Annotated in this window: 24 protein-coding genes; 14 read left to right on the top strand and 10 right to left on the bottom strand. The window is 71.1% G+C overall.

Annotation, left to right across the window (positions count from 1 at the left end):
* Position 1: 1 nt before the first annotated feature.
* From ABFX50_RS39230 to ABFX50_RS39270, 9 genes are read right to left on the bottom strand one after another with little or no spacing between them, the layout of a single operon-like run.
* Positions 2–1,210: a beta-ketoacyl synthase N-terminal-like domain-containing protein gene (locus tag ABFX50_RS39230; RefSeq protein ID WP_346153891.1), complete on the bottom strand. Its 1,209-nt coding sequence runs from the start codon at positions 1,208–1,210 to the stop codon at positions 2–4.
* Positions 1,207–2,469 (bottom strand): beta-ketoacyl-[acyl-carrier-protein] synthase family protein, encoded by a 1,263-nt coding sequence (locus ABFX50_RS39235; RefSeq protein ID WP_346153893.1) that lies wholly within the window; start codon positions 2,467–2,469, stop codon positions 1,207–1,209. The genes ABFX50_RS39230 and ABFX50_RS39235 overlap by 4 nt, the downstream gene beginning before the upstream one ends.
* Complete coding sequence (locus ABFX50_RS39240) at positions 2,466–3,302, bottom strand: cupin domain-containing protein (RefSeq protein WP_346153895.1); 837 nt, start codon at positions 3,300–3,302, stop codon at positions 2,466–2,468. Before ABFX50_RS39240 ends, ABFX50_RS39235 begins: the two co-directional genes overlap by 4 nt.
* A complete protein-coding gene (locus ABFX50_RS39245) occupies positions 3,299–3,544 on the bottom strand; it encodes an acyl carrier protein (RefSeq protein WP_346126491.1) in 246 nt (81 codons plus the stop codon). Before ABFX50_RS39245 ends, ABFX50_RS39240 begins: the two co-directional genes overlap by 4 nt.
* 17 nt (positions 3,545–3,561) lie before the next feature.
* Positions 3,562–4,392, bottom strand: coding sequence for an SAM-dependent methyltransferase (locus tag ABFX50_RS39250; RefSeq protein WP_346153897.1), 831 nt, complete (start codon positions 4,390–4,392; stop codon positions 3,562–3,564).
* Positions 4,389–5,540: an FAD-dependent monooxygenase gene (locus ABFX50_RS39255; RefSeq protein ID WP_346153899.1), complete on the bottom strand. Its 1,152-nt coding sequence runs from the start codon at positions 5,538–5,540 to the stop codon at positions 4,389–4,391. The genes ABFX50_RS39250 and ABFX50_RS39255 overlap by 4 nt, the downstream gene beginning before the upstream one ends.
* Positions 5,537–5,839, bottom strand: a complete 303-nt coding sequence (locus tag ABFX50_RS39260) for an antibiotic biosynthesis monooxygenase family protein (RefSeq protein WP_183651349.1) — start codon at positions 5,837–5,839, stop codon at positions 5,537–5,539. Before ABFX50_RS39260 ends, ABFX50_RS39255 begins: the two co-directional genes overlap by 4 nt.
* Positions 5,836–6,564, bottom strand: coding sequence for an SDR family NAD(P)-dependent oxidoreductase (locus ABFX50_RS39265; RefSeq protein WP_346153901.1), 729 nt, complete (start codon positions 6,562–6,564; stop codon positions 5,836–5,838). The genes ABFX50_RS39260 and ABFX50_RS39265 overlap by 4 nt, the downstream gene beginning before the upstream one ends.
* Entirely contained in the window at positions 6,561–6,914 is a 354-nt protein-coding gene (locus ABFX50_RS39270; RefSeq protein ID WP_183651345.1) for a SchA/CurD-like domain-containing protein, read from the bottom strand. The genes ABFX50_RS39265 and ABFX50_RS39270 overlap by 4 nt, the downstream gene beginning before the upstream one ends.
* 299 nt (positions 6,915–7,213) lie before the next feature.
* On the opposite strand from ABFX50_RS39270, the gene ABFX50_RS39275 reads away from it, so the two are divergent.
* The 6 genes from ABFX50_RS39275 (at position 7,214) to ABFX50_RS39300 (ending at position 12,600) form a co-directional block, all read left to right on the top strand.
* Positions 7,214–7,999: a sensor histidine kinase gene (locus tag ABFX50_RS39275; protein ID WP_346153903.1), complete on the top strand. Its 786-nt coding sequence runs from the start codon at positions 7,214–7,216 to the stop codon at positions 7,997–7,999.
* Positions 7,978–8,646, top strand: coding sequence for a response regulator (locus ABFX50_RS39280; RefSeq protein WP_183651339.1), 669 nt, complete (start codon positions 7,978–7,980; stop codon positions 8,644–8,646). The genes ABFX50_RS39275 and ABFX50_RS39280 overlap by 22 nt, the downstream gene beginning before the upstream one ends.
* 118 nt (positions 8,647–8,764) lie before the next feature.
* On the top strand, positions 8,765–9,103 hold the full coding sequence (locus tag ABFX50_RS39285) for a TcmI family type II polyketide cyclase (RefSeq protein ID WP_346153905.1): 339 nt from the start codon (positions 8,765–8,767) through the stop codon (positions 9,101–9,103).
* Entirely contained in the window at positions 9,100–10,767 is a 1,668-nt protein-coding gene (locus ABFX50_RS39290; protein ID WP_346153907.1) for an acetyl-CoA carboxylase carboxyltransferase subunit alpha, read from the top strand. Before ABFX50_RS39285 ends, ABFX50_RS39290 begins: the two co-directional genes overlap by 4 nt.
* Positions 10,760–11,251 carry an acetyl-CoA carboxylase biotin carboxyl carrier protein gene (accB, locus tag ABFX50_RS39295; RefSeq protein WP_346153908.1) on the top strand — a complete coding sequence of 164 codons (492 nt, stop codon included), beginning with the start codon at positions 10,760–10,762 and terminating at the stop codon, positions 11,249–11,251. The genes ABFX50_RS39290 and accB overlap by 8 nt, the downstream gene beginning before the upstream one ends.
* On the top strand, positions 11,248–12,600 hold the full coding sequence (locus ABFX50_RS39300; protein ID WP_346153910.1) for an acetyl-CoA carboxylase biotin carboxylase subunit: 1,353 nt from the start codon (positions 11,248–11,250) through the stop codon (positions 12,598–12,600). The genes accB and ABFX50_RS39300 overlap by 4 nt, the downstream gene beginning before the upstream one ends.
* Before the next feature lie 2 nt (positions 12,601–12,602).
* Here ABFX50_RS39300 and ABFX50_RS39305 read toward each other — a convergent pair whose 3' ends face one another.
* The gene (locus tag ABFX50_RS39305) at positions 12,603–13,310 is read right to left on the bottom strand and encodes a response regulator transcription factor (protein ID WP_183651331.1); all 708 of its coding nucleotides are present in this window, start codon (positions 13,308–13,310) and stop codon (positions 12,603–12,605) included.
* Positions 13,311–13,529: 219 nt separating this feature from the next.
* Between ABFX50_RS39305 and ABFX50_RS39310 the strand changes: the two genes are divergently transcribed.
* From ABFX50_RS39310 to ABFX50_RS39345, 8 genes are all read left to right on the top strand, one after another.
* Entirely contained in the window at positions 13,530–13,781 is a 252-nt protein-coding gene (locus ABFX50_RS39310) for a MoaD/ThiS family protein (RefSeq protein WP_346153913.1), read from the top strand.
* Between the two features lie 33 nt (positions 13,782–13,814).
* A complete protein-coding gene (locus ABFX50_RS39315; RefSeq protein ID WP_346153915.1) occupies positions 13,815–14,480 on the top strand; it encodes an LmeA family phospholipid-binding protein in 666 nt (221 codons plus the stop codon).
* A gap of 37 nt (positions 14,481–14,517) precedes the next feature.
* Complete coding sequence (locus ABFX50_RS39320; RefSeq protein ID WP_183651325.1) at positions 14,518–15,030, top strand: sigma-70 family RNA polymerase sigma factor; 513 nt, start codon at positions 14,518–14,520, stop codon at positions 15,028–15,030.
* Positions 15,027–15,872 carry an anti-sigma factor family protein gene (locus ABFX50_RS39325; RefSeq protein ID WP_346153917.1) on the top strand — a complete coding sequence of 282 codons (846 nt, stop codon included), beginning with the start codon at positions 15,027–15,029 and terminating at the stop codon, positions 15,870–15,872. The genes ABFX50_RS39320 and ABFX50_RS39325 overlap by 4 nt, the downstream gene beginning before the upstream one ends.
* Positions 15,873–15,909: 37 nt before the next feature.
* A complete protein-coding gene (locus ABFX50_RS39330; protein WP_346126478.1) occupies positions 15,910–16,332 on the top strand; it encodes a thioredoxin family protein in 423 nt (140 codons plus the stop codon).
* 175 nt (positions 16,333–16,507) lie between these two features.
* Complete coding sequence (locus ABFX50_RS39335; protein ID WP_346153919.1) at positions 16,508–16,909, top strand: DUF4395 domain-containing protein; 402 nt, start codon at positions 16,508–16,510, stop codon at positions 16,907–16,909.
* Positions 16,906–17,745 carry a sulfurtransferase gene (locus ABFX50_RS39340; protein WP_183651318.1) on the top strand — a complete coding sequence of 280 codons (840 nt, stop codon included), beginning with the start codon at positions 16,906–16,908 and terminating at the stop codon, positions 17,743–17,745. Before ABFX50_RS39335 ends, ABFX50_RS39340 begins: the two co-directional genes overlap by 4 nt.
* Positions 17,745–18,050 (top strand): DUF1416 domain-containing protein, encoded by a 306-nt coding sequence (locus tag ABFX50_RS39345; protein WP_183651316.1) that lies wholly within the window; start codon positions 17,745–17,747, stop codon positions 18,048–18,050. Before ABFX50_RS39340 ends, ABFX50_RS39345 begins: the two co-directional genes overlap by 1 nt.
* Positions 18,051–18,115 lie beyond the last annotated feature (65 nt).

Here is an 18,115-nt window from a genome sequence, read left to right on the forward strand (position 1 = left end):
GTCAGACGGCGGTCAGGACCGCCGCGGAGTTGAAGCCGCCCGAGCCCCTGGCGACCACCAGCGCCGCCGACAGGCCGGAGACCGTGCGGGCCTCCCGCACCAGGTCGAGCCCTCCGACCTCGGCACCGGCGTTGACGGTCGGCGGGATCACCTGGTCGGCCAGCGCAAGCGCCGCCCAGGCCAGGTCGAGGGCGGCACCGCCCGAGCACAGCCTGCCGGTCATCGTCTTGGGCACGGTGACGGGCACCGCGCGCGAGCCGAAGACCTCCGTGAGCGCGACGACCTCCAGGGCGTCCCGCTCAGGCGTGCCCGCCCCGTCGGCGAAGACCACACCGATGTCGTCGGGGCGCAGCCCGGCCCTGGCGATCGCCTCGCGCATGGCCCTGGCGTACTGGCGGGGATCGGGCGCCGCGTCGGTGATGTGGTGCGCGTCGTGCGTGGACGCGGTGCCCGCGATCTCGGCGTACACCGAGGGCGCGCCCCGTCCGAGCGCCGACTCGCGCTCCTCCACCAGCAGGATCGCCCCACCCTCCGCCGGCACGTACCCGCTCGCGTCGGGCGCGAAGGGCCGGTAGGCGCGGGCGGGGTCGCTCTCGCGGCTGACCGTCTCCTCGCCGGCCTGGCAGGCCAGCGCGTACGGCGAGAGCGGCGCCTCGGTGCCGCCGGTGAGCACCCCCTCGGTCCCCCTGCGGACGAGCCTGGCGGCCTCCCGCAGGGCGTCGATCCCGCCGGCCGCGTCGGCGACGAGGACCCCGCAGGCCCCCTTCAGCTGATGCCTGATGGACAGCTGGCCGCTGCTGGCCGCGTAGAACCAGCCGATCGACTGGTAGGCGCTGACCGAGCGCGGCCCTCGGCTCCACAGCGCCTGGATCTCCCGCTGGCCGAAGGCGTTGCCGCCCGAGCCGCCCGCGGTGACCACCGACAGGTCCGACGGGCTCTCCCTGGCAGGGTCGAAGGCCGCGTCGGCCAGCGCCAGCTGGGTGGCGGCCATGGCGAACCAGGTCCACCTGTCGGTCTGCACGCGCAGCTTGCTGTCGACGAACTCCTCCTCGCGGAACCCCTCGACCTGCCCAGCCAGCCTGATCGGCGAGCCCTCCACCCGGCTGATCATGGTGGCGCCCGCCAGCGAACGCTCCCAGTGCTCGCTGACGCCGATGCCCGTGGGGGCGACGACGCCGAGCCCGGTGATGACGGCCCTTCTGCGGCTCATGCGGCCGCTCCAGGCACCGAGAAGATCATCGCCGACTGGAAGCCGCCGAACCCGCTGCCCGCCGACAGCGCGTGCCTGGCCTCGACCTCGCGGGCGACCAGCGGCGTGTAGTCGAGGTCGCACTCGGGGTCGGGGGTGGTCAGGTTGGCGGTGGGCGGCACCACGCCCCTTTCGAGCACCAGCGCGCAGGCGGCCATCTCGATCGAGCCGATCGCGCCCAGGGAGTGCCCCACGACCGACTTGATCGAGCTGATCGGCACCCTGCGGGCGTGCTCGCCGAGCGCCCGCTTGTAGGCGGCGCTCTCGTGCCTGTCGTTCTGCTTGGTGCCCGAGCCGTGCGCGCTGATGTAGCCGATGTCCTCGGGCACCAGCCTGGCCTGGCCGAGCGCGTCCACGATCGCCTCTCCCAGCTCGACCCCGTCGGGACGCAGGCCCGTCATGTGGAAGCCGTTGGCCCTGGCCGCGTAGCCGGTGATCTCGCAGTAGACCCTGGCGCCGCGCTTCCTGGCGTGTTCCAGCTCCTCCACGACCAGCACCGCGGCGCCCTCGCCGAGCACGAAGCCCTGACGGCCCGCGTCGAAGGGCCTGGAGGCGCCCTCGGGGTCGTCGTTGGCGGGGGTGGTGGCCCTGATGGCGTCGAAGCAGGCCACGGTGATGGGCGAGATCGGCGCGTCGGACGCGCCGGCGATCATCACGTCCGCCTCGCCGTCCTGGATGAGCTGCAGGGCCCTGCCGATGGCGTCGATGCCCGAGGTGCAGCCGGTCGAGACGACCGCGGCGGGGCCGTGCGCGCCGTACCGCACGGCCAGCTCGGTGGCCGCGCTGGAGGGCACCAGCGCCTGGTAGAGGAAGGGGCGCAGGTGGCGGTGGTCCACCTGCCATTCCCTGCCGTGGTCGCTGGCCACGACGTACTCCTCCTCCAGCGAGATGGTCGCGCCCACGGCCGAGCCGAGGCTGACGCCGACCCTGTCGCGGTCGGAGCGCTCCAGGTCGAGCCCGGAGTCGGCCAGCGCCTCGTCCGCGCAGACCGTGGCGAACTGGACGAAGCGATCCATGCGCCTGCGCTCCCTCGGCGTCAGGCCCAGGGCGGCGGCGTCGAAGTCGACCTCGGCGGCGATCTGCGATCTGAAGGGGGAGGGGTCGAAGGTGGTGATCCTGCGGACGGCGGGCTTGCCGTCCACGATCCTGCTCCAGAACTCCTCCCTGCCCACGCCGCCTGGCGCCAGCACGCCGATGCCGGTGACGACGGCCCTCCTCATGTGCCCACCTGCTCGGGGTAGGGCTCGGTGTCGACGTGACCGAGCTCGGGCCTGGGGGCCAGCGGGCTGAGCTGGAAGACCGCCAGCGCGTCGCCGGCGCCGACGTTGGTGAGCCTGTGCCGCACGTTACGCGGCACGAACAGGGCCTGCTCGGGGCCGAGCGTGACAGGCTCGCCGTCGAGATCGACCTTCAGCGTGCCGGAGGCGACGAACAGGTACTCCTCCGAGTACGGGTGGTAGTGCTCGGAGATGCCCTCACCAGGGGCCAGCCGTACGGCGCCGCAGAAGCCCGAGGAGGACCCGCAGGTGGCAGGGGAGAGCAGGGTGCGCAGGTCGCCGCCGCGCCTGGTGTTGGCGGGCACGTCGTGGAAGCCGACGACCGAGCGGCGGCGGCGCTCCACCTTCTCCTTGATGAGGTTCAGCTGCGCCACGGAGTTGGTGTTGATCCTGTCGGTCATCGCGGCGGTGTCGAGGGGGGCGTCGGGCTTCATGTGGAAGTCCTGCACCCACCGCATCCTGGTGAGGTCGGGGGTGAGCTCCTCGTACTCCCAGGCGATGTTCATGAACTCGAAGGGGCCCGTCTCGATCCTGCGCGCCCTGACGGTCCTCGACTCGGTGTCCCAGGTGCGCTGGGAGACCCAGCTCCACACCCTGCCCTGCTCGTCGGGGTGCATGGTCAGCCGGAAGGTGACCGTGTTGTCGCCCTCCTCCAGCACCTCGGCCTCGGCGTACTCGGAGAACAGGTCGGGCCAGGTGCGCACGTCGTTGGTCTGCTCCCAGACGAACCCGATGGGCGCGGCGATCTCGATCGCGTTGTCGGTGTGGCCGATCATCGCACCGCTCCGATCAGTCGCTCGTTGACCAGGTCGCGCACCAGCGAGGGGGTCGCCTCCGCGGTGATCCGGTCCTCCACGTCCACGCCGAACCTGTCCTGGATGCGGGTGGCGAGCTCCATCCTGGCCAGCGAGTCGAGGCCGAGCTCGTCGAAGGTGCGCTCCAGCTCCTCCCCGCCCTCGCTGGACGGCAGGCCCACGGTGGCGAGCAGGTCGCGCAGGTTGCTCTCGGTGAATTCCATCATTGTCTCCCTGTCAGTCAGTCGCGGGTGGCGTCGACGAGCCAGATACGGGCCGCTCCCGCGACCGCGGGGTGGGCCATGGCGGGAACGGGACGGCCGAGGCTCACGGCGAGGTCGGCCTGGTGGGTGATCTCGGCCCGCCAGCCGTGCGCCGCGAGCCATTGCTCGGGGTCCTCCACCGACGACAGCCAGGCCGCCTGCGTGGCCGCCAGCTTGTTCATGGCGGGCCGCATCTTCGGCTGGTCGGCGTAGGCCTGGTTGACGTGCTCGACGGAGAGCCTGCTGCCCGGCGCGGACAGCTCGCTCAGCCGCTTCAGCACGGCGGCGCCGTCCTCGGGGGTCAGGTACATGAGCACGCCTTCGACCAGCCACGCGGTCGGCCGTTCAGGGTCGAAGCCGGCCGAGACGAGGGAGGCGGGCCAGTCGTCGCGCAGGTCGGCGGCGACGGCCATGCGCTCGCAGCGGGCCCGCGCGTCGTGTTCGGCCAGCACCCTGTCCTTGAAGGCGATGAGGTCGGGCAGGTCCACCTCGAACAGCCGGGTGCCCGTGGGCCAGTCGAGCCGGTAGGCCCTGGTGTCGAGCCCCGCGGCCAGTAGCACGACCTGCCGCAGCCCCGCGCGGACGGCCTCGCCGAGGCGATCATCGAAGTAGCGGGTGCGCAGCACGAAGTGCTCGGCCGCGCGGCGGCCCGCCTCGCTCACACCGCTGATGCGGCCTGCGGCCTCCACCAGAGGGCGCGCGAGCGGGTCCTTGAACAGACCGCTGGGACGGGCCGTTTCGGCCTCCCTGGCCTGGGCGATCAGCACCGCCGTACGGCTGACGCCCGTCGGCAGACCTGTGACGGTCATGAGGTGTCCTCCATGGTGAGCTGGTAGGTCTTGCGGTAGACGAGCCGGTCGAAGGTCAGGCGCATGAAGGCGTCGCGCGCGGCGCACGCCACGGGATGGCGCCACCTGGTGAGGGCGCCGTTGGCCCGCGACCTGCGGACGATGCGGGCGGCGCGGGCCACCCGGCGCGCCTCGTAGCGGCGCAGCCCCTCGGCGACGTCGCCGCCCTTCAGGCACTCGGCCAGGACGAGGGCGTCCTCGATCGACTGTCCCGCGCCCTGTCCGAGGTTGAAGGTCATCGGGTGCGCCGCGTCGCCGAGCAGCGCCACCCTGCCGTGGACCCAGCGCGGCATGGGCGGCCTGTCGAAGATCGGGACGGTGGTCAGGTCGGCAGGGTCGGTGGCGGCGACCAGCCGGGGGATCGGGTCGGGCCAGTCGCCGAACTCCCTGGCGAGCAGGTCGAGCGGGCGCGTTCCGAACGGGGCGGTGATGTGGTCGCTCAGCACGCCGTCCCAGTAGACGAGATCGCCGGTGAGCCGGTAGCAGACGAACCAGCGGCCCCTGCCCCAGGTGCTGAGGAAGGTGTGCTCGGGCACGCCGGAGCCCGGCAGGTCGATGACGCCCTGGAAGGCGGTGAACCCGGCGTAGCGCGGCGGCGGCTCGTGCGGGACGAGCGCCGCCCGCACCACCGAGCGCAGCCCGTCGGCGCCGATGAGCGCGTCCACCCGCTCCTCGGCGTCGCCGACCCGGACGGTCACGCCGCTGCCGTCGGCGGAGAACCCGCCGCAGGGCGAGTCCAGCCTGAGGGCGTCGCCGGCCTCCTCTACCAGCAGCGCGTGCAGGTCGGGACGGCTCACGCTGTAGACGGGCGCCCCCAGCTCGGCCGCCTTCCTCGCCATGGACCAGCGGGCGAGCCTGCGCCCCCCGCTGTTCCTGAACAGGTGCTCGCGCAGCTCGTGGCCGATCTTCTCCACGCCCGGCTCCAGGCCGAGGTCGCGCAGCGCCAGCACGGCGTTGTGCCACAGGACGAGCCCGTGACCGGCCTGGGCCATGCGCAGCTCGGGGGCGCGTTCGTGGACGGTGACCGCGGCGCCCGCGCGCCTGAGGGCCACCGCCGCGGTCAGCCCCCCGATGCCGCCGCCCGCCACGAGCACCCTGAGCGGGTTCACGTCCCTGTCTCCGCCTTGACCAGGAAGCGCAGCGACCTCGCCGCCGTGATGCACTCGCGCATGGGCTTGACCAGGTCGCGGTGCTCCTGCGTGGCCTCCCACGCCAGGAAGTCGGCCAGCTCGCGCCACTCGCTGGTGATGAGCCACTGCTCGGGGTCGGTCGCCGACTGGCAGACCTGGTCCTTCAGGTGGCCGGGCACGCCTCCTGAGACCTGGTACCTGATCTTCTCGTAGGCGACGAGGAAGTCGTCCTGACGCTCGGCCGGCACGGTGATGAGGAAGACGATCCTGGCGGTCATCGCGGCGGCCCCGACAGGTCGGAGCGGAACTCGAAGCGGCCGAGCACCGGCACCACCGCGCCGTAGAGCCCGTCGGCCTCCTCGCTGGTGAGGAAGGCGACGGCGCGGGCGACGAGGTCGGGCGCGACCGTGTGGTCGAAGTTGAGGTCGGGACGGGCGGCCCGCTTGTCGGGCGTGTCGGCCATGGTCATGCTGATCACGTTCACGTGGACGCCGCCGCGCTTGAGCTCGTGCGCGACCGAGCGCGCCCAGGCCACCAGCGCGGCCTTCGAGGCGGCGTACGCCGACAGCGCGGGCAGCGGCTCGTCGGCCAGCGGCGTGGTGAAGAAGACCAGCCTGGCGCCCTGGCCCAGGTGCGGAAGGGCGGCCTGGGTGGCGGTGACCGCCGACAGGAAGTTGGCGCGAAGCGTCTGCTCGTAGGCGTCGGCGTCCATGAGGAACAGCGGGCCCGCCTTGAAGGCGCCGACCAGGTGGACGAGGCCGTCGAGCCTGCCGTACCTGGTGACGGCCTCCTCGGCCGCCGACCTGGCGCCCTCGGGGTCGGACACGTCGGCGGTCAGGGTCTCCACCCGGCCAGGCGCTCCGTGGACGGACTCCAGCTCGGCGAGCCTGTCCTTGTCGCGGCCGACCAGCAGGAGCCGGTCGCCTCTCGCGGCCAGCCTGGGGACGACCGCGCCACCCAGGCCGCCGGTGGCGCCGGTGACGAGCAGGACCTGCCCGCTCATCGGACGGGCTCCGCGACGCGGGTGGTGACGTGCTCCATGAGGGCGCTGACGAAGAAGGCGCGGGCGCCCTCGGGGGTGCTCATGTCCCTGGGGGTGGCCAGGTAGGGGTCGAGCTCGCGTTCGAGCTTCTGGATGCTGGGCTGTGCGGCCAGGTGGCGCATCACGCTCGGCAGGCTGCCGTCGATCTCGATGACCCGGATCACCGTGGTGTCCTTCATGAAGATCGAGGTGCTCAGCAGCCGGGTGCCGTCGGCGGTCTCCCACTCGGGCGGCGCGTACCCGGACAGCAGCTCACGCACCGCCGCCTGGGTTCCCTGTCGGATCTCGAAGGTGATCGCGTAGCGCTGCATCAGGCTTCCCTTCGGTCTGTACGGCTCTGCGCCGTCGCCGTTCAGCCTGTTGCGCCGCGCGCCGCCCGTCTTCCACCGCCAGGGCGAACCCCGCGCTCCCCTCCCGGGTGGACCTCCTCGTCTTATGGATAAGTACAGAATTGAATTGCTTCTAGGAGCGTTCTGTGAAAGCGCTGTGAATCATTGATTGGACGGCCGGAATGTGCTACCTGGACCTGCGTTTCGCGAAAGATGTACGGAATGTTAATCTATGGAGAGCCTGTGGGATTTCTTAACGCGCTCTTGTAGGCTGCCGTTTCATGGGGGACATAGCCGGATATTTAGCGACTCTCCTGTTACACACCGTGATAGACGCGTTGGGGAGCGCGCTCATCCTCGCGGTGGTGCTGCTGGTACACCGCAGGAGGAGTGGACGACACCGTGGCCCGATCCTCGCCGAACGCCGGCGGATCGCCCGTGACCTGCACGACGGCGTCGGCCACGGCCTGACCGTCATCGCCTTGCACGCCCGCCATCTCGGCGCGGCGTCCACCTCGGCCGGGCACGCCGCCGAGATCATCGACCAGACCGCGCAGGCCACCCTCGACGACCTGCGAGCCATCCTGGGCACCCTTCGCGACACGTCCGCGGCGAAACCCGTCGAGCGAAAAACAGAAAGCGATTCGGTTGAACCGCTGTCGTCGCGGGTCGTGCAGTTGGCGACCCGTCTGCCCGACGGCACGACCACTCTTCGCCTGGACAATCTTGCCGCCGAAAGGACATTTCCAAGTGACATCACGCACACCGCTTTCCGCATCGCGCAGGAAAGCCTGACGAACGCGCTGAAGTACGGTGCTGACCGGATCGAGCTGAGCCTGTCCTACGCCGACGACCTGTGCGTCGAGGTGGTCAGCAGGGGGTGGAGACGCTCGGCCGCGGCCTGGAGCAGGTCGGGCGGCCACGGACTGAAGGGCCTGCGCGAACGGGTCGAGGAACACCGCGGCAGCCTCGTCCACGACCACCACGCCGACGGCTCGTTCGTCGTGCGGGCGGTCATCCCGCGACAGGCCGGAAAGGCAGGGATATGCGAACGATCCGCGTCCTGATCGTGGACGACCAGCCGCTGATCCGCAGCGGGCTGCACGCCACGTTCTCGAAGGCCGACGACATCGTGGTCGTCGGCGAGGCCGCCAACGGCGTGGACGCGGTGCGGATGGTCCGCTCGCAACAGCCCGACGTGGTGCTGATGGACATCGACATGCCGAGGATGAACGGCCTGACCGCGACCCGGGAGATCGTCGCGCTCGACAGGAGGAAGCCGACGAAGGTCGTCATCCTCACGATCTTCGACCAGGACGAGCACCTCTTCGACGCCCTCCGCAGCGGCGCCAGCGGTTTCATACTCAAGCACGCGCCCATCGAAAGGCTGCTGGAGGCGGTCCGCGAGGCCGCCGAGGGCGACGCGCTGCTGTCGCCCTCGGTGACCCGAAGGCTGATCGACGAGTTCGCCAGGCGCCCCGAGCTGTCATCGGGCTCGGCACAGACCCTCGACCGGCTCACCGAGCGCGAACGTGAGGTCTTCAGGCTGCTGGTGCGGGGCTACAGCAACGAGGAGATCGCCAGGACGCTGGTGCTCGGCGACAGCACGATCAAGTCGCACGTCCAGCACCTGTACCAGAAGCTCGGCGTCCGCGACCGGGTGCAGGTCGTCATCTACGCCTACGAGAACGGCCTGGTTCCCGTCAGCCCGTAGGGGGAGAGGTTCCCCTGTCCGGGGGAGGCCCACAATCGAGCGGGCGGCGGGAGACAGGCCGTGACCGTGGTTCCTACGGTGAGAGCGTCCATGACGGCCCGTTCCACCAGGAGTTCACGTGTCCGACAGGATTCTCATCGTCGCCCGCCTGGCCTCAGGCGACTCGGCCGAGGTCGCCCGCCTGTTCGCCGAGTCGGACGCGGGCGAGCTGCCCCACGCGCTCGGCGTGACCAGGCGCGAGCTGTTCACCTACCAGGACCTCTACTTCCATCTCGTGGAGTTCGAAGGGCCGCAGCAGGCGGCGATGGCGCGGGCCAGGAGCAGGAAGGACTTCGCCGAGCTGAGCGACAGGCTCGGCGCGCACGTCCTGCCGTACGACCCCGACACCTGGCGAAGCCCCGCCGACGCCATGGCCACCCGCTTCTACGCCTGGACGCCGGAGGGGCGGGTCCAGTGACGATCTCGCCGCCGCTTCCCGCCGCCGAGGAGTGGGCGCTGTGCCCGGGCTGCTCGGCCATCGTGTACCAGCCACGCCTGGCCAGGGTCGGCATGGTCTGCCCCGACTGCGGGCACCACCACAGGCTCGGCGCGGCCGGGCGCCTCCACGTCCTGGTGGACGAGGGCTCCTTCGCCGCCGCCCCGCAGGTCGCCGGCGACGACCCGCTGTCCTTCACCGACTCCCGTCCCTACCGCGAGCGCCTGGCCTCCGCCCGCGTCCGCACCGGCCTCGCCGACGCTCTCGTGTACGGCGTCGCCACCATCGGCGGGCACCGCGCGGTCGTCGCGGTGATGGACTTCTCCTTCCTCGGCGGCAGCATGGGCTCGGCCGTCGGCGAGAGCGTGGCGCGCGCCTGCGAGCTGGCCATGGCCGAGCGCCTGCCGCTGGTGCTGTCGATCGCCTCAGGCGGCGCGCGCATGCAGGAGGGCGCGCTGTCGCTGATGCAGATGGGCAAGACCGCCCAGGCCATGAGGCGGCTGCGACGCGAGGGGCTCCTCAGCGTCTGCGTGCTGACCGACCCGACCTTCGGCGGAGTCACCGCCTCCTTCGCGACCCTGGGCGACGTGCTGGTGGCCGAGCGCGGCGCGCTCATCGGCTTCGCGGGGCCCAGGGTCATCGCGGCGGCCACCAGGGAGCGCCTGCCCGAGGGCTTCCAGAGCGCCGAGTACCTGTTCGCGCACGGCATGCTCGACAGAGTCGAGTCTCGCGACGGCCTGCGCCCGCTGCTGGCCAGGCTGCTGGCCATGACGACCTGCGAGGGCGCCGCGCCCGCCGAGCCCCGTGAGCCCGTCGTGCTGCGCGACCCCACCGCGCTGGGCGGCGTGCTGCGTCCGCACGAGACGGTACGGCTGGCAAGGGACCCGGCCAGGCCCACCGCGCTCGACCACATCTGGCGTCTGTGCACCGACTTCGTCGAGCTGCACGGCGACAGGCTGCACGGCGACGACCCCGCCGTGGTCGGCGGCCTCGGCCTGCTCGACGGCGCCCCCGTCATGATCGTCGCTCACCAGAAGGGCCACGACACCAAGGAGCTGGTCGAGCGCAACTTCGGCCTGGCCCACCCCGAGGGCTACCGCAAGGCGCTGCGCCTGATGAAGCTGGCCGACAGGCTCGGCCTGCCGGTGGTCACGCTCGTCGACACCCAGGGCGCGGCCCCCGGCGTCGGGGCGGAGCAGCGCGGCCAGTCATGGGCGATCGCCGACTGCCTGGCCGGCATGTCGGAGCTGTCGGTCCCTGTGGTCGCCACGATCATCGGCGAGGGCGGCAGCGGAGGCGCGCTGGCGCTGGCCATGGCCAACCGCGTGCTGATGCTGAGGCACGCCGTCTACTCCGTGATCAGCCCGGAGAGCTGCTCCACCATCCTGTACGGCGACCCGTCCCACGCCCCTGAGATGGCCGAGTCACTGCGCCTGACCGCGCCCGAGCTGCTCAGGCTCGGCGTCGTCGACGGCGTGGTGCCCGAGCCGAGAGGCGGCGCCCAGGAGGATCCGCAGGCCGCGACGGACCTGCTGCACGCGGCCGTCGCCGAGACGCTGCGGGAGCTGTCAGGGCTGGGACCCGACGAACTGCGCAAGGACCGTTACGAGCGGTTCAGGAGGCTGGGGGTGATCCACGGTGAGTGAACGCGAGCAGGAGCACGACCAGCACGCGGCGCTGCGGGTGCTGAGGGAGGAGGTCGCCCACCTGGTGAAGACCGTGCCAGGGCCGGTGGCGGCGGTGTCGCTGCGGCTCGGCGACTGCGCGCTGGAGGTCACATGGGCGAGCGCCGCCACGGCGGCGCAGGTCGTGGCGGCGCCCGCCGTACCCGCCCAGGCCGCCCAGCCCGCGGCGGCAGCGGAGGAGGCGGTGGAGGACCCCGCGCTCACGGCGGTGACGGCGCCGCTGGTCGGCACCTTCTACCACGCGCCCGAACCGGGGGCGGCGCCGTACGTGCGGGTGGGCGACAGGGTGCGGGCGGGACAGACCGTCGGCGTCGTCGAGGCGATGAAGCTGATGAACCAGGTGGTGGCCGAGCAGGAGGGCGAGGTCGTGGAGGTGGTCGCGGGCAACGCCGAGCCGGTGGAGTACGGCCAGGCGCTGGTGCGGATCAGAGTGGGCTCGGCATGAGCGTCGGCAAGGTGCTCATCGCCAACAGGGGAGAGATCGCCCTGCGGATCGCCAGGACCTGCAGGGAGCTGGGCCTGCGAACGGTGGCGGTCTACTCGACCGCCGACCGCCACGCCAGGTTCGTGGCCGCGTGCGACGAGGCCGTCCACATCGGCCCCGCGCCCGCGCGCCGCAGCTACCTCTACGTCCCTGCCGTCATCGAGGCGGCGCTCAGGACGGGGGCGGACGCCATCCACCCCGGCTACGGCTTCCTCTCCGAGGACGCCGACTTCGCCAGGGTGTGCGCGGGCCAGGGCATCACCTTCGTGGGACCGCGCCCCGAGGTGATGGAGGCGGTCGGCGACAAGGCCAAGGTGCGCGCGCTGATGGCCGCGGCCGGACTGCCCGTGCTGCCCGGCAGCGAGGGCGCGGTCGGCTCGCCGGCCGAGGCGGAGTCGCTCGGCGAGGAGATCGGCTACCCGGTGATCGTGAAGGCGGCCGCGGGCGGTGGAGGGCGCGGGATCGAGGTGGCACGCGACCGCGCCGAGCTGCGCGAGGCGTTCAGGCGCACCACCGCGCTGGCCCAGCAGGTCTTCGGCGACGGATCGGTGTACATGGAGCGCTTCGTCTCGGCCGCAAGGCACGTGGAGGTGCAGCTCCTCGGCGACGATTCGGGCACGGTGGTCCATCTCGGCGAACGCGACTGCTCGCTGCAGCGCCGCAACCAGAAGCTCATCGAGGAGGCGCCCTCGCCGTTGCTGCCCGAGCAGATGCGCGAGGCGCTGGGCGCGTACGCGGTCGCGGCGGCGGCGCGGGTCGGATACACGGGCGCGGGCACGATGGAGTTCCTCGTCGATCCTTCGGGAGCGGCGACGTTCATGGAGATCAACGCGAGGATCCAGGTGGAGCACCCGGTGACGGAGATGCTGACCGGCGTGGACCTGGTGGCCGAGCAGCTGCGCGTGGCGGCGGGCGAGCGGCTCTCCTTCACCCAGGAGCAGGTGACGCTCACGGGCGCGGCGATCGAGTGCAGGATCAACGCCGAGGATCCCGCCGCCGGCTTCAGGCCGACCCCCGGCACGCTGACCGTCTTCAACCCGCCTGGCGGCCCCGGCGTGCGGGTCGACTCGGGCTTCGCCCAGGGCGACAGGGTGCCGCCAGACTACGACTCGCTGATCGCCAAGCTGGTGGTGTGGGCGCCGACGAGGGCGCAGGCGATCGCCAGGGCCGACAGGGCGCTGGCGGAGTTCGAGGTGGAGGGGCCGGGCGTCGCCACCACCATCCCGCTGCTGCGGGAGCTGCTGGCGCTGCCCGAGTTCGCCAAGGCCACGCACACCACGAGGTTCGTCGAGGAGTATCTGAGCCGCTGAGCTCAGACGTGGGCGTGGTTCTCGGCGTCGGCCGCGCCGCGGTCGGGCACGAAGCGGTAGCCGACGTTGCGGACCGTTCCGATCAGCGACTCGTACTCGGGGCCCAGCTTGGCGCGCAGGCGTCGCACGTGCACGTCGACGGTCCTGGTGCCGCCGAAGTAGTCGTAGCCCCAGACCTCCTGCAGCAGCTGGGCGCGGGTGAAGACCCTGCCGGGGTGCTGGGCCAGGTACTTCAGCAGCTCGAACTCCTTGAACGTGAGGTCGAGGGCGCGGCCGCGCAGCCTGGCGGTGTAGGTGGCCTCGTCGATGGCCAGGTCGCCGCTGCGGATCTCGTCGGGCACCTCGTCGGTGGCGGCCATGGACAGCCGGCCTGTCGCCATGCGCAGGCGGGCCTCGACCTCGGCGGGGCCCGCGCTGTCGAGCAGGACGTCGTCGACGCCCCACTCGGCTGTCATGCCCGCCAGGCCGCCCTCGGTGACGATCACCAGGAGCGGGCAGTCGATACCGGTGGTCCTGATCAGCCTGCACAGGCTCTTGGCCTGGACCAGCTCGCGGCGGGCGTCGACCAGCACGGCGTCGGCGGGTGGCGCGTCGATCAGGGCCGAAGCCTCGGCGGGCGCGACGCGGACGGAGTGCAGCAGCAGCCCCAGGGCAGGCAGCACCTCGGAGGACGGCTCGAGGGCGTTGGTCAGCAGGAGCAGGTTGCTCATTACGACTCCTCTGTTCGGGGCCTCCGCGTTTGCCGTACGTGGTGTGCCGTACAAACACGTGTGGGACCCGGGGGCTACGTCGCCCGGATCCCGCTGTAGGTGAGGATAACCCACGGGCATGAAGCGTCCAGGTCGCGTCCACCTGGTGAACATGCGTTCACGCGAAACATTCTCGTTAACGAACCCGCACAATGGAGCGGAATCAATTGTGAGGTGGCTATGCCTACTGGAAAAGTTCGCTATTGGGCCGCGGCCAAGGAGGCGGCCGGTATCGCGGAGGAGGCCTTCGAGGCCGACACGCTGGGCGATCTCATGACCAAAATCACAGCGGACCGTGAGGAGCTCGCGCGCGTCGTGCGCCGGTCGTCATTCCTCGTGAACGGAGATCCGGTCGGCAGGCGCGAGCACTCGGCGGTGCGTCTGCCGGAAGGGGCCGTCGTGGAGATCCTTCCGCCCTTTGCCGGGGGATAAGGTAGCGCCAGGCATTCCCCCAGAAGGAGCCCGATGCGCAAGCTGATCATTTTCCTGATCGTGCTGATCATCGTCCTCGTAGCCGTGGACAGGGTGGCCGTCGCGGGGGTCCAGCGCGACATCGCCACCAGGATCGCCGCGTCCTCCGACCTCTCGGGCACCCCCACCGTCACCATCGAGGGCATCCCCTTCCTCACCCAGGCCATCGCGGGCCGCTACTCCGAGGTCCGCTTCGACCTCGGCACCCTGACGTACAACACCGTCAAGGTGGACAACCTGCGCGGCGCCGCCTACGACGTGACCGCTCCGCTGGTCGACGTCGTGCAGAACCGCGCCCAGATCACCGCGGGCAGGGTGCACGTCCAGGGGACGCTCTCCAGGTCGACCGTGGACAAGTTCGCGCCGCGCGGGGTCAAGATCGGCGGCAGCGGCGACAGGCTCACCGCCTCAGGCGAGGTCGACCTCGGCGTGACGAAGGTGAAGTTCGACGCCGAGATGCAGGTCGAGGTGGTCGACGGGGGCATCAAGCTCACCGCCGACAAGGTCAACGGCATCCCCTCCAAGTCCGCGGGGTTCCTGACCTACACGATCCCGTTCAAGGGCAAGCTCCCGTTCGACGTCAAGGTGACAGGCGTGAAGGCCGTCCCCGCCGGGCTGGAGATCACCGCCGAGGCAAGTGACGTACCTCTCCGTGGCTGACTTCGAACCGAGACGGCCCGCCGTACGTGATGAGGGGGTGAGCCCAGCAGGCACCGCCGACGAGGAACTCGTCAGGACCCTCTTCGACGAGCACGCCGGGCCGCTCTACGGTTACGTACTGCGACTGACCGGGGACCCGGGCCGAGCGGAGGACATCGTGCAGGAGACGCTGCTGCGGGCATGGCGGCATCCCGAGGCGATCTCCGGGCGGCCGATCAGGGCGTGGCTGTTCACCGTGGCCCGCAACCTCGTCGTCGACCAGCACCGCGCGCGCAAGGCCAGGCCGCAGGAGGCGGGCGACGAGGCGCTGGCGGTGATCCCCGCCGACGACGAGCTGGAGAAGGCGGTGGAGTCGTGGGCGGTGGCCGAGGCGCTGGCCGCGCTGCGTCCTGAGCATCGCGAGGTGCTGCTCGAGGTCTACTACCGGGGGCGATCGGTGAAGGAGGCGTCGGCGACGCTCGGCATTCCCGCGGGCACCGTCAAGTCGCGGACCTACTACGCGCTGCGGGCGCTCAGGCTCGCCCTGGAAGAGCGGGGGCTGGCGCCATGATGACCTGCGAGGAGGTACGGCTGTCGCTGGGCGCCTACACGCTGGGCGCGCTCGACGCCGAGGAGGCGCAGGAGGTCGAGATCCACCTGGCCTCGTGCGAGGGGTGCACCGACGAGCTGATGGAGCTCGAGGGGCTGCCCGTCTTCCTGTCGAAGGTGTCGGAGAAGGACGTGGAGCTGGTCGCGAGCCCTCCTCGTGAGGTGCTCGACCGGCTGCTGAACGACCGCGTCAAGCGGCACAGGCGCGGACGCCTGCTGCTGGTGGCGGCGGCCTCGGTCGCGGCGCTCGCGGTCGGCGGCACGGTGCTGACCACTATGCAGGACAGCCTGCAGCCGACGGCGGGGGCGCCCGCGGCGCAGGACGCCCCTGCCTCGGCGGTGCGACCTTCCGAAGGTGAGCTGGCAGCGAAGGAGTCGGAGGCGCGGGATTCGGCGGCGCGGCCGGACCGGAGCCGCGCCGCGGAGGAGGACGAGCGAAACGCGACAATGGCCTCGCCCTCGGCCTCACCCCTGCCCTCGGTTTCGGCCGATCTCAAGATGAGCGAGTCGGGGCGGGCCTTCACCGGAGAGTCGAAGGACGTCAAGGCGACCGTGACCGTGTCACCTGGCATGCCGCTGCAGGTGCAGCTCGAAGGCGTGCCGCCGGGCACAGAGTGCAGGCTCGTCGTGGTGAGCAAGGCGGGCGCCAAGGAGGTCTCCGCGCCCTGGACCGTCCGGGCCGCGAGCTACGAGGCCGGCGCGGAGGTCTTCCAGGTACAGAGCCGCACGCCGCAGGAGTCCATCCGCTCCTTCGAGGTCAGGGACGCCGACGGCGGGCTCTTGGTCAGGATCACCGCGAAGTAGGGGAAGAATCCCGTCGCCGCCGCGGTTGCACCTGGCGATGACAGGCTGGTGGGTGGTGCTGGCGACGCTGGCGCTCGGCACGGTGATCGGGGTGGTGAAGCTGCGCCGCGACGGCAGGCTGCGCGAGTCAGGGCAGAGTCTCACGGCGCACGCGCTGGGCCACGAGCTGGGCGAGCGGGCGACGCTGGTGCAGTTCTCCACCGCCTTCTGCCAGCCCTGCAGGGCCACGCGCAGGGTGCTGGCCGAGGTCAGCGCGCTGGTGCCGGGGGTGAGCCATGTCGAGATCGACGCGGAGTCCAGGCTCGACCTGGTGCGCGAGCTCGACATCATGCGCACGCCGACCGTCCTCGTGCTGGACGGTGGCGGAGCCGTCGTGAAGAGGGCGTCTGGGCAGCCCAGGAAGGCCGACGTGATCGCGGCGCTCGGAGCGTTCCTGTCTCACGACCCGGACGAGAAGTGACAGAAGGCGAGACGGCAGGTAGGGTCGTGGTCATGAACCCCACGACAGAGCTGCTGACGAAGCGGCGCGCGGTTGATTTCTGCCGCGTGTCCACCGCGCTCTGTCGCGCTGCCTGAGGACGGTCTCGCGCGGACATTTCGATCCGCCCCATCCGACCCTTCAGGAGCATCCCACGATGCGTGCCGACCCTAGAGTGCTGCGCCTCGGCGCGGCCGTCACCACCCTGGTCCTCGCTCTCGTCCTCGTGACGGGAAGCGCCTGGCTGCTGGCCGTCCAGGCAGTGGTGTTCGCCGCCGGTGCGGCAGGTCGCTCGCCGTACAGGGTCTTCTTCAGGAGTCCGCCGACGAAGACGGAAGACGCCCGCCCACCGCGGTTCGCGCAGGTGGTGGGGCTGGTCTTCGCGGCCGCGGGGCTGATCGGATTCATCGCAGGGATCACACCGCTCGCCCTCGGGGCGACGGCCGCGGCTCTCCTCGCCGCCTTCCTCAACGCAGCCTTCGGATTCTGCCTCGGCTGCGAGATGTACCTGATGATTCGCCGTCTACTGCCCGCTGCCAACATGGAGGTTCCCCAATGAGCCGCTCCGCCGCCCTGGTGGATGCCGACTGGGTCGAGGCCAACCTCGACACTCCCGGTGTCGTGCTCGTCGAGGTCGACGAGGACACCAGCGCCTACGCCAAGGGCCACATCCGTGGCGCCGTCCGGATCGACTGGCAGGCCGACCTGCAGGACCCTGTCCGCCGTGACTTCGTGGACAAGGCGGGCTTCGAGGCCCTGCTGTCCGAGCGCGGCATCTCCAACGACGACCTGGTGGTCCTCTACGGCGGTAACAACAACTGGTTCGCCGCCTACGCCTACTGGTACTTCAAGCTCTACGGCCACTCCAACGTGAAGCTGCTCGACGGCGGCCGTAAGAAGTGGGAGCTCGACTCCCGCGAGCTGGTGACCGACGTGCCCGCCCGTGCCGCGACGACCTACACCGCGCAGGAGCAGGACTCCTCGATCCGCGCCTTCCGCGACGACGTCGTCAACGCGATCGGCAAGCTGAACCTGGTGGACGTCCGCTCGCCCGACGAGTTCACCGGCAAGCTGCTGGCCCCCGCCCACCTTCCGCAGGAGCAGGCGCAGCGCGCGGGCCACGTGCCCACCGCCCGCAACATCCCGTGGTCCAAGGCGGCCAACGACGACGGCACCTTCAAGTCCGACGAGCAGCTCAAGGAGCTCTACTCGGGCGCGGGCGTCGACTTCGGCAAGGACACCATCGCCTACTGCCGCATCGGCGAGCGGTCCGCGCACACGTGGTTCGTGCTGCACGAGATCCTCGACCAGGCCAATGTGAAGAACTACGACGGTTCGTGGACCGAGTACGGCTCGCTCGTGGGCGTGCCGATCGAGTTGGGGGAGGCCCGCTAATGACCGTTTCGACGCAGGGTTGCGCCGCTCCGGAGCAGACCGTCGCGCTGCCGGCCGGAATCGACCTGTCCACCCAGTCCGTGATCCAGGGTGTGGTGACCGGCGCGGGCACCGCCTACGCCCGCCTGCTCGACCACTCGGGCGAGTTCACCGGCGAGGTCGTGGTGTCCGACGAGGGCGTCTTCCGCTTCTTCGCCGCTCCCGGTGACTGGACCGTCCGCATCATCGCGGGCGGCGGCGTCACCAGGGACGTTCCCGTCCAGGCCAAGCTGGGCGAGGTCGCCCAGCTGTCCGTCGCGGTCTGACCGCGCGCCGCACGTAGAGAAGGGGGTCACGTCCGCCAGGACGTGGCCCCTTCTCGCGTTCCCGC

It is taken from the genome of Nonomuraea recticatena (genome assembly GCF_039533245.1).
GTDB lineage: Bacteria > Actinomycetota > Actinomycetes > Streptosporangiales > Streptosporangiaceae > Nonomuraea > Nonomuraea roseola.

Bases quoted from the DNA above. Each gene is read 5' to 3' on its own strand.
- ABFX50_RS39230 (WP_346153891.1), bottom strand. From the start codon at position 1,210: ATGAGCCGCAGAAGGGCCGTCATCACCGGGCTCGGCGTCGTCGCCCCC.
- ABFX50_RS39335 (WP_346153919.1), top strand. From the start codon at position 16,508: ATGCGTGCCGACCCTAGAGTGCTGCGCCTCGGCGCGGCCGTCACCACC.
- ABFX50_RS39310 (WP_346153913.1), top strand. From the start codon at position 13,530: ATGCCTACTGGAAAAGTTCGCTATTGGGCCGCGGCCAAGGAGGCGGCC.
- ABFX50_RS39260 (WP_183651349.1), bottom strand. From the start codon at position 5,839: ATGACCGCCAGGATCGTCTTCCTCATCACCGTGCCGGCCGAGCGTCAG.
- ABFX50_RS39235 (WP_346153893.1), bottom strand. From the start codon at position 2,469: ATGAGGAGGGCCGTCGTCACCGGCATCGGCGTGCTGGCGCCAGGCGGC.
- ABFX50_RS39250 (WP_346153897.1), bottom strand. From the start codon at position 4,392: ATGACCGTCACAGGTCTGCCGACGGGCGTCAGCCGTACGGCGGTGCTG.
- ABFX50_RS39280 (WP_183651339.1), top strand. From the start codon at position 7,978: ATGCGAACGATCCGCGTCCTGATCGTGGACGACCAGCCGCTGATCCGC.
- ABFX50_RS39275 (WP_346153903.1), top strand. From the start codon at position 7,214: ATGGGGGACATAGCCGGATATTTAGCGACTCTCCTGTTACACACCGTG.
- ABFX50_RS39270 (WP_183651345.1), bottom strand. From the start codon at position 6,914: ATGCAGCGCTACGCGATCACCTTCGAGATCCGACAGGGAACCCAGGCG.
- ABFX50_RS39325 (WP_346153917.1), top strand. From the start codon at position 15,027: ATGATGACCTGCGAGGAGGTACGGCTGTCGCTGGGCGCCTACACGCTG.
- ABFX50_RS39330 (WP_346126478.1), top strand. From the start codon at position 15,910: ATGACAGGCTGGTGGGTGGTGCTGGCGACGCTGGCGCTCGGCACGGTG.
- ABFX50_RS39315 (WP_346153915.1), top strand. From the start codon at position 13,815: ATGCGCAAGCTGATCATTTTCCTGATCGTGCTGATCATCGTCCTCGTA.
- ABFX50_RS39340 (WP_183651318.1), top strand. From the start codon at position 16,906: ATGAGCCGCTCCGCCGCCCTGGTGGATGCCGACTGGGTCGAGGCCAAC.
- ABFX50_RS39240 (WP_346153895.1), bottom strand. From the start codon at position 3,302: ATGATCGGCCACACCGACAACGCGATCGAGATCGCCGCGCCCATCGGG.
- ABFX50_RS39345 (WP_183651316.1), top strand. From the start codon at position 17,745: ATGACCGTTTCGACGCAGGGTTGCGCCGCTCCGGAGCAGACCGTCGCG.
- ABFX50_RS39300 (WP_346153910.1), top strand. From the start codon at position 11,248: ATGAGCGTCGGCAAGGTGCTCATCGCCAACAGGGGAGAGATCGCCCTG.
- ABFX50_RS39265 (WP_346153901.1), bottom strand. From the start codon at position 6,564: ATGAGCGGGCAGGTCCTGCTCGTCACCGGCGCCACCGGCGGCCTGGGT.
- ABFX50_RS39305 (WP_183651331.1), bottom strand. From the start codon at position 13,310: ATGAGCAACCTGCTCCTGCTGACCAACGCCCTCGAGCCGTCCTCCGAG.
- ABFX50_RS39245 (WP_346126491.1), bottom strand. From the start codon at position 3,544: ATGGAATTCACCGAGAGCAACCTGCGCGACCTGCTCGCCACCGTGGGC.